Consider the following 7,267-nt stretch of genomic DNA (forward strand, 5'->3'; position numbering starts at 1 on the left):
ACCTGGTGCCCGCAGCGCCCGCGGGCGCGGGAACGGCGCCGAAGCATCCGCTCGCTCTGGGCGTCGAACTGCGCCACCGCGTGCAGCGCTCGGCACGCAGCTGGGCCCCGCCGACCGTCGAGGCCGTCTCGCCGCGCGGCCTCGCCGCGGTTGCCACGGGCCTCCTCGTCGGGCTGCGCCCGCTCATGCGCAGCCCGAGCACCCGGCGCTGGATCCAGGGACAGGTGTCGTGGGATGCGGTGCGCCGCCCGGGCGGCCCGTTCGACGACGCCCACGCCCGCTGGATGGCCGAGCTGTACAGCATCGCGCGGGACGTGCGCGCCGGGGCGGTGTTCATGGACGTGTCCGACTGGCTCACGCTCGACACCGCCGAATCCACCCTGCTGTGGCCGCACCTGCTGACCGCGGAGGCGCTCGGCGTGCCGCTCGTGAGCACCCGGAAGGACGCGACCGTCGTGCTGGCGGATGAGGCATCCGTCGCCCTCGAAGTCGGCCGCGGCCGCGACGGCGGGCTGCGGCTGGTCCCGCGCGTGCGGATCGACGGGACAGACCGGGATGCCGCCGAGGTGCGACCCGTCGGACGCACCGGGATCTACGCGTTCACCCCGGACAGGCCGCACCTCACGCTCACCCTGGCCCCGGCGCCGCTCAGCCCGACCGCGTCCGCCGTGCTGGCGACCGGTCGGGAGGTGCAGGTGCCGGGCGCGGACGTCGACGAGTTCGTGCGCACGGCGCTTCCGCGGCTGCAGCGCACCGGCGGCGTCACGGCGGGGCCCGGCTTCGAGCTGCCGACACCCGCTCCGCCCCGACTCGTGCTCGAGGTGGGCCATCAGCCCGGGCACACGCTCGAGCACCTGCTGCGCTGGCGCTACGGCACGCGCGGCGCCGCCTACGCGCCCGATCCGTCCGACGAGCAGCGCGATCCCGCGGCCGAGGCCGCGCTGCGCGCCGAGGTCGAGTCGGCGTGGAACGCGGCGAGCGACCTGCCGTTCGCGGCATCCGGTCTGCTGCACGATGTGGACGCCGCCCGCTTCGTGGTGGACGTCGTCCCGGCGCTGAAGGCGCTCGACGGGGTCACGGTCGTCACGACCGGCACGGCCCCCGACTACCGCGAACTCACCGACGCCCCGCACATCACGGTGTCCACCGTCGAGTCGACCGACCGCGACTGGTTCGACCTCGGCGTCATCGTCACGATCGACGGCCGCCGCATCCCGTTCGGCGCGCTCTTCACGGCGCTGTCGCTGCGTCGCAAGAACATGCTCCTCGCGGACGGCGGGTACTTCTCGCTCGCTCACCCGGCATTGCAGCAGCTTCGCGACCTCATCGACGAGGCCGGTGAGCTCGTCGAATGGGAGGTCGAGTCGATCCGGGTCAGCCGGTACCAGGTGGACTTCTGGGAGGAGTTCGAGGACCTCGCCGACGAGTCCCGGCCGGCCGTGTCGTGGCGGGCCACCGCGGAGGCGCTGCGGGACGTCGACCGCATCGCGCCCACCGCGCCCCCGCACGGGCTGCGTGCGCAGCTGCGTCCGTACCAGCAGGCGGGCTTCGATTGGCTCGCGTTCCTCTGGCGGCATCGGCTGGGCGGCATCCTCGCCGACGACATGGGGCTCGGCAAGACGCTGCAGATGCTCGCGATGATCCAGCACGCACGGGAGACGGGGGAGACGCGACCGTTCCTCGTCGTGGCCCCCACCTCCGTGCTGAGCACCTGGCGCAGCGAAGCCGCCCGCTTCGTGCCCGGTCTCCGGGTCTGCGTGCTGGACGCCACCAGCGCCAAGCGCGGACAGTCGGTGCCGGATGCCGCGGCATCCGCGGACCTCGTCGTCACGTCGTACACGCTCGCGCGCCTGGACGAGCACGAGTTCGCCGCCGTCGACTGGGCGGCGCTCGTGCTCGACGAGGCCCAGTTCGTGAAGAACCCGCGCACCAAGCTGCACCGCGCGGTGAAGGCGCTGCGGGCGGATGCCGTCTTCGCGATCACCGGCACGCCGCTCGAGAACAGCCTCACCGAGCTGTGGGCGCTGCTCTCGCTGACCGCGCCCGGCCTGTTCGCCTCGGCGCGGAGGTTCCGCGAGGAGTACGTGGGGCCGATCGAGCAGGGCAAGGTGCCGGAGAACCAGGAGGGCGCGGCGTACCGCCAGGCGCGGCTCGCCCGGCTGCGCCGCCGCATCCGACCCCTCATGCTGCGCCGCACCAAGGAGCTCGTGGCCGCCGACCTGCCCCCCAAGCAGGAGCAGGAGCTGCTCGTCGAGCTCCGTCCGGCACACCGTGCGCTGTACGACGCGACGCTGCAGCGCGAACGCCAGAAGGTGCTCGGCCTTCTCGACGACCTCGACCGCAACCGGTTCATCGTGTTCCGCTCGCTCACCCTGCTGCGCATGCTGAGCCTGTCCGCCGAGCTCATCGACCCCGCCCACGCGCACATGCCGTCGGCGAAGCTCGACGCCCTGCTGGAACAGCTGCCCGATCTCACGGCCGAGGGACATCGGGCGCTGGTGTTCAGCCAGTTCACGTCCTTCCTCGACCTCGCCGAGGACCGCCTGCAGGATGCCGGCATCCCCTACGCCCGGCTCGACGGCTCCACGCGAGACCGCGCCGGCACCGTCGACGGCTTCCGCGACGGCGACGCCCCGGTCTTCCTCATCAGCCTGAAGGCCGGCGGGTTCGGCCTCACCCTCACCGAGGCGGACTATGTGTTCCTGCTCGACCCGTGGTGGAACCCGGCCGCCGAGGCGCAGGCGGTCGACCGCACGCACCGCATCGGCCAGGAACGGAGCGTCTTCGTCTACCGGCTCATCGCCGCCGGGACCATCGAGGAGAAGGTGCTCGAACTGCAGCGACGCAAGGCGCGGCTGTTCCAGTCGGTGATGGACGACGACGCCCTGTTCGCGCAGGCGCTGGACGCCGACGACATCCGCGGGCTGTTCGAGGCGTGACGGCGAGCAGACCGGGTGCCCCGAGGAGCGCCACGTAGACTCGGGATGCCAGACACGGGAGGAACACACCATGCGAATCACCGGCCTCGGACATGCGGGCATGTTCATCGAGACCAAGGGCGGCAGCATCATCTGCGACCCGGTCATCGGCCCCAGCTTCTACGGCTCCTGGTTCCCGTTCCCCGACAACCGCGGCCTCGACTGGGAGCGGTTCGGCAAGGCGGACTTCCTGTACATCTCGCACCGCCACCGCGACCATTTCGACCCGGCGCTGCTGCGCAGGTACGTCTCCACGGACATCCGGGTGCTGCTTCCCGAGTACCCCACCGACGACCTGGAGAAGGACATCCGGGCCCTCGGGTACGAGAACATCGTCTACACGCAGGCGGGCGTGCCGATCGACTTCGGCGACGTGACGATCATGGTGACGCCGCTGCGCGCCCCGAGCGACGGCCCCATCGGCGACTCGTCGCTGTCGGTCGACGACGGCACCGCCAGCATCCTGAACCAGAACGACTCGCACCCGCTCGACCTCGAGAAGCTGCTGTCGTTCTCCAAGCCGGACGCGTACTTCACGCAGGTCTCCGGCGCGATCTGGTGGCCGATGGTCTACGACCTGCCGCAGGACGCGAAGCAGAACTTCGCGAAGCTCAAGCGCGACGCGCAGAACAAGCGCGCCATGTACTACGTCGAGAAGGTCGACGCGGAGCACGTGTTCCCGATGGCCGGCCCGCCCATGTTCCTGCGCGAGGAGCTCTTCCGCTTCAACGGCTGGGGCGAGCAGGATGACGCGATCTTCACCGACCAGCGCCAGTTCCTGCGGCACATGGCCGAGCACCGCCCGGAGCAGAAGGGCTACGAGTTCCTGCCCGGCACGCAGGTGGACATCGACCACGGCGAGGTGGTCGTCACGCAGACGCTGTACACCGAGGCCGAGATCGACCGCGTCTTCGACGACAAGTGGGACTACCTCGCCGAGCAGCGCGACACGCGCCAGGCGGAGATCCAGTCCGAGGAGGCATCCCGTGCCGAGGTGCTGCCGCCTGCCGAGATGCTCGCGATCATCAAGGAGTGGTGGGAGCCGCTTCTGAAGAAGTCCCGCACGATCCGGCTCGGCGTGGGCGGCAACGTCCGCTTCCGCATCGGAGAGCTGGACATGGTCGTCGACTTCCCGAAGGCGAAGGTCCGCGAGTACGCGGGCGAGGAGTGCATCTACTGGTACACGATCCCCGCCGACCTCGTCTCGACGAACATCCGCGACCGCGAGATCGACTGGTCGAACTCGATCTTCCTGTCGATGCAGTTCGAGGTCGGCCGCAGCGGCAAGTTCAACGAGTTCCTGACGACCTTCCTCAAGTGCCTCTCGGCCGATCGCATCGAGTACGTCGAGAACTGGTACTCCGAGCAGACCGACCAGACCGAGGACGTGCAGCTGGGCGGCTGGGTCGTGCAGAGGCGCTGCCCGCACCTGCGGGCCGACCTGTCGAAGACCGGGAGGATCGAGGACGGCGTGCTCACCTGCAGCATGCACGACTGGAAGTGGGATCTGGCATCCGGCAAGTGCCTGAGCACGCAGGGCCATCCGATCCGCTCCGCCGTCGCAGACAGCGGCGATCTCGAGCAGGCTGCGATCATCGCCGGCTCCTGACGGGCCGCGCGGGTTCCTGTCCGATAGCGTCGTCTCCCAGCGCGGAGGCGGCGCTTTCGGACGGGAACGGGCCCGGCGCACTCTCTCGGACGCCGGTTTGGGATACCGATATCGACCGGCCCCGGCGACTAGACTGGGCTCACCACAGCAACCTTTAACCGCGTCCGAGAGGCGCAGAAGGGAGCGTCGGATGAGCACACGCACCGTGCTGCATGCAGCCGACATCCACCGAGCCCTGACTCGGATCTCGCACGAGATCCTCGAGTCCAACAAGGGCCCCGAGGGACTCGTGATCCTGGGCATCCCGACGCGCGGCGTCACCCTCGCCCGCCGCGTCGCCACGCTGCTGAGCGAGATCGGCGGCTCGCCCGTCCCGGTCGGCGCGCTCGACGTCACGATGTACCGCGACGACCTGCACCGGCATCCCACGCGCGCACCGCACCCGACCGAGATGCCCGCCGGCGGCATCGACGGCAAGACCGTCGTGCTGGTGGACGACGTGCTCTTCTCCGGTCGCACCATCCGCGCCGCGCTCGACGCGATCAACGACATCGGCCGCCCCTCCGTGGTGCGGCTCGCGACCCTCGTCGACCGCGGGCACCGGGACCTGCCGATCCGCCCCGACTTCGTGGGCAAGAACCTGCCGAGCTCGCGCGAGGAGCGCGTCAACGTGCACCTCGCCGAGATCGACGGCGCCGACGAGGTGACGATCGGCTCATGAGGCACCTGCTCGACACCAAGCACCTCAGCCGCACCGAGGCGATCCGGATCCTCGACGTCGCCGAGGACATGGCCCACACCCAGCAGCGCGAGGTCAAGAAGCTGCCGGCCCTGCGCGGCAAGACCGTCGTGAACCTCTTCTTCGAGGACTCCACGCGCACCCGCATCTCGTTCGAGGCCGCCGCCAAGCGCCTGTCCGCGGACGTCATCAACTTCTCCGCCAAGGGCTCCAGCGTGAGCAAGGGGGAGTCGCTGCAGGACACCGCCCAGACGCTGCAGGCGATGGCGGCGGATGCCGTGGTCATCCGGCACGCGGCCTCCGGAGCCCCGCGCACGCTCGCGACGAGCGGCTGGATCAGCGCCGGCGTCGTGAACGCCGGCGACGGCACCCACGAGCATCCCACCCAGGCGCTCCTGGACGCCTACACGATGCGCAAGCGCCGCCACGGCGCGGACAGCCGCGGCCGCGACCTCCAGGGCATGCGCGTCACGATCGTCGGCGACATCCTGCATTCGCGGGTCGCGCGCTCGAACGTGTGGCTGCTGCAGACGCTCGGCGCCGAAGTGACCCTCGTCGCGCCGCCGACCCTGGTGCCGCAGGACGTCAGCGACTGGCCGGTGCAGGTCGGCTTCGATCTGGATGCCGCCGTCGCCGACGCCCCCGACGCGATCATGATGCTGCGCATCCAGCTGGAGCGTATGAACGCCGCCTTCTTCCCGAGCGAGCGCGAGTACGCCCGCACGTGGGGCCTGACCACCGACCGTCTGGCGGCGCTGCCGGACGAGACCATCGTGATGCACCCGGGCCCGATGAACCGGGGTCTCGAGATCGCGTCGGAGGCGGCCGACTCGCCGCGCTCCACCGTGCTCGAGCAGGTGACCAACGGGGTGTCCGTGCGCATGGCGGTGCTGTACCTGCTGCTGTCCGGGTCGAACGAGAACGAGGAGTGACGATGACCGAGAACCTTCTGTTCCGCGGGGCGCGCGTCGAGGGCGGCGACGCCGCGGACATCCGCGTCGAGAACGGCCGGATCGTCGCGGTCGGTGCCGGGCTGGATGCCGCGGACGCCCGTGTCGTCGACGTCGCGGGTCTCATCGCCCTTCCGGGTCTCGTCGACCTGCACACGCACCTGCGCGAGCCCGGCTACGAGGCCTCCGAGACCGTGCTCACCGGATCGCGCGCTGCGGCCGCCGGCGGCTACACCGCCGTGTTCGCGATGCCCAACACGTCGCCCGTCGCGGACACCGCCGGCGTCGTGGAGCAGGAGCTCGCCCTCGGCGAGGCCGCCGGGCTCGTCACGGTGCAGCCGATCGGCGCCGTCACCATCGGGCAGAAGGGGGAGAGACTCGCCGAACTCGGCGCCATGGCGTCGTCCCGCGCCCGCGTGCGGGTGTTCAGCGACGACGGCTTCTGCGTCTGGGACCCGCTGATCATGCGGCGCGCCCTCGAATACGTGAAGGCGTTCGGCGGCGTGGTCGCCCAGCACGCGCAGGACCCGCGCCTGACCGAAGGCGCCCAGATGAACGAGGGCCGCGTGTCGGCCGAGCTCGGCCTCGCCGGGTGGCCCGCCGTCGCCGAGGAGTCGATCATCGCCCGCGACGTGCTGCTGGCCGAGCACGTCGGGTCACGACTGCACGTGTGCCACCTGTCCACGGCGGGAGCGGTCGACATCATCCGCTGGGCCAAGCGCCGCGGCGTGGACGTCACCGCCGAGGTCACCCCGCACCACCTGCTGCTGAGCGAGGAGCTGGTGCGCGGCTACGACGCGCGCTACAAGGTGAACCCGCCGCTGCGCCGCGACGAGGACGTGCAGGCGGTGCGCGAGGGCCTCGCGGACGGCACGATCGACATCGTCGCCACCGACCACGCGCCGCACCCGGCCGAGGCGAAGACGTGCGAATGGCCCGCCGCGGCCAACGGCATGGTGGGCCTCGAGTCCGCACTGCGCGTCGTCCACCA

General features: G+C 70.9%; 5 protein-coding genes. All 5 read left to right on the top strand.

Going from position 1 to position 7,267, the window contains the following annotated elements:
- Positions 1-5: 5 nt before the first annotated feature.
- On the top strand, positions 6-2,939 hold the full coding sequence (locus tag VJR25_RS00825) for a DEAD/DEAH box helicase (protein ID WP_414683694.1): 2,934 nt from the start codon (positions 6-8) through the stop codon (positions 2,937-2,939).
- A gap of 70 nt (positions 2,940-3,009) precedes the next feature.
- The gene (locus VJR25_RS00830) at positions 3,010-4,587 is read left to right on the top strand and encodes a Rieske 2Fe-2S domain-containing protein (RefSeq protein ID WP_324111536.1); all 1,578 of its coding nucleotides are present in this window, start codon (positions 3,010-3,012) and stop codon (positions 4,585-4,587) included.
- A gap of 133 nt (positions 4,588-4,720) precedes the next feature.
- The gene (gene pyrR, locus VJR25_RS00835; protein WP_324111542.1) at positions 4,721-5,308 is read left to right on the top strand and encodes a bifunctional pyr operon transcriptional regulator/uracil phosphoribosyltransferase PyrR; all 588 of its coding nucleotides are present in this window, start codon (positions 4,721-4,723) and stop codon (positions 5,306-5,308) included.
- Entirely contained in the window at positions 5,305-6,258 is a 954-nt protein-coding gene (locus VJR25_RS00840) for an aspartate carbamoyltransferase catalytic subunit (protein ID WP_324111538.1), read from the top strand. The genes pyrR and VJR25_RS00840 overlap by 4 nt, the downstream gene beginning before the upstream one ends.
- Before the next feature lie 2 nt (positions 6,259-6,260).
- Positions 6,261-7,267, top strand: a 1,007-nt coding sequence (locus tag VJR25_RS00845; RefSeq protein ID WP_324111540.1) for a dihydroorotase, incomplete at its 3' end; no start/stop codon positions are given.

The sequence above is a fragment of the Microbacterium sp. genome (genome assembly GCF_035277845.1).
Taxonomy (GTDB): Bacteria; Actinomycetota; Actinomycetes; order Actinomycetales; family Microbacteriaceae; genus Microbacterium.

What these genes read in the sequence shown, in the direction of transcription:
- VJR25_RS00830 (WP_324111536.1), top strand. Translation starts at nt 3,010, where the DNA reads ATGCGAATCACCGGCCTCGGACATGCGGGCATGTTCATCGAGACCAAG.
- VJR25_RS00840 (WP_324111538.1), top strand. Translation starts at nt 5,305, where the DNA reads ATGAGGCACCTGCTCGACACCAAGCACCTCAGCCGCACCGAGGCGATC.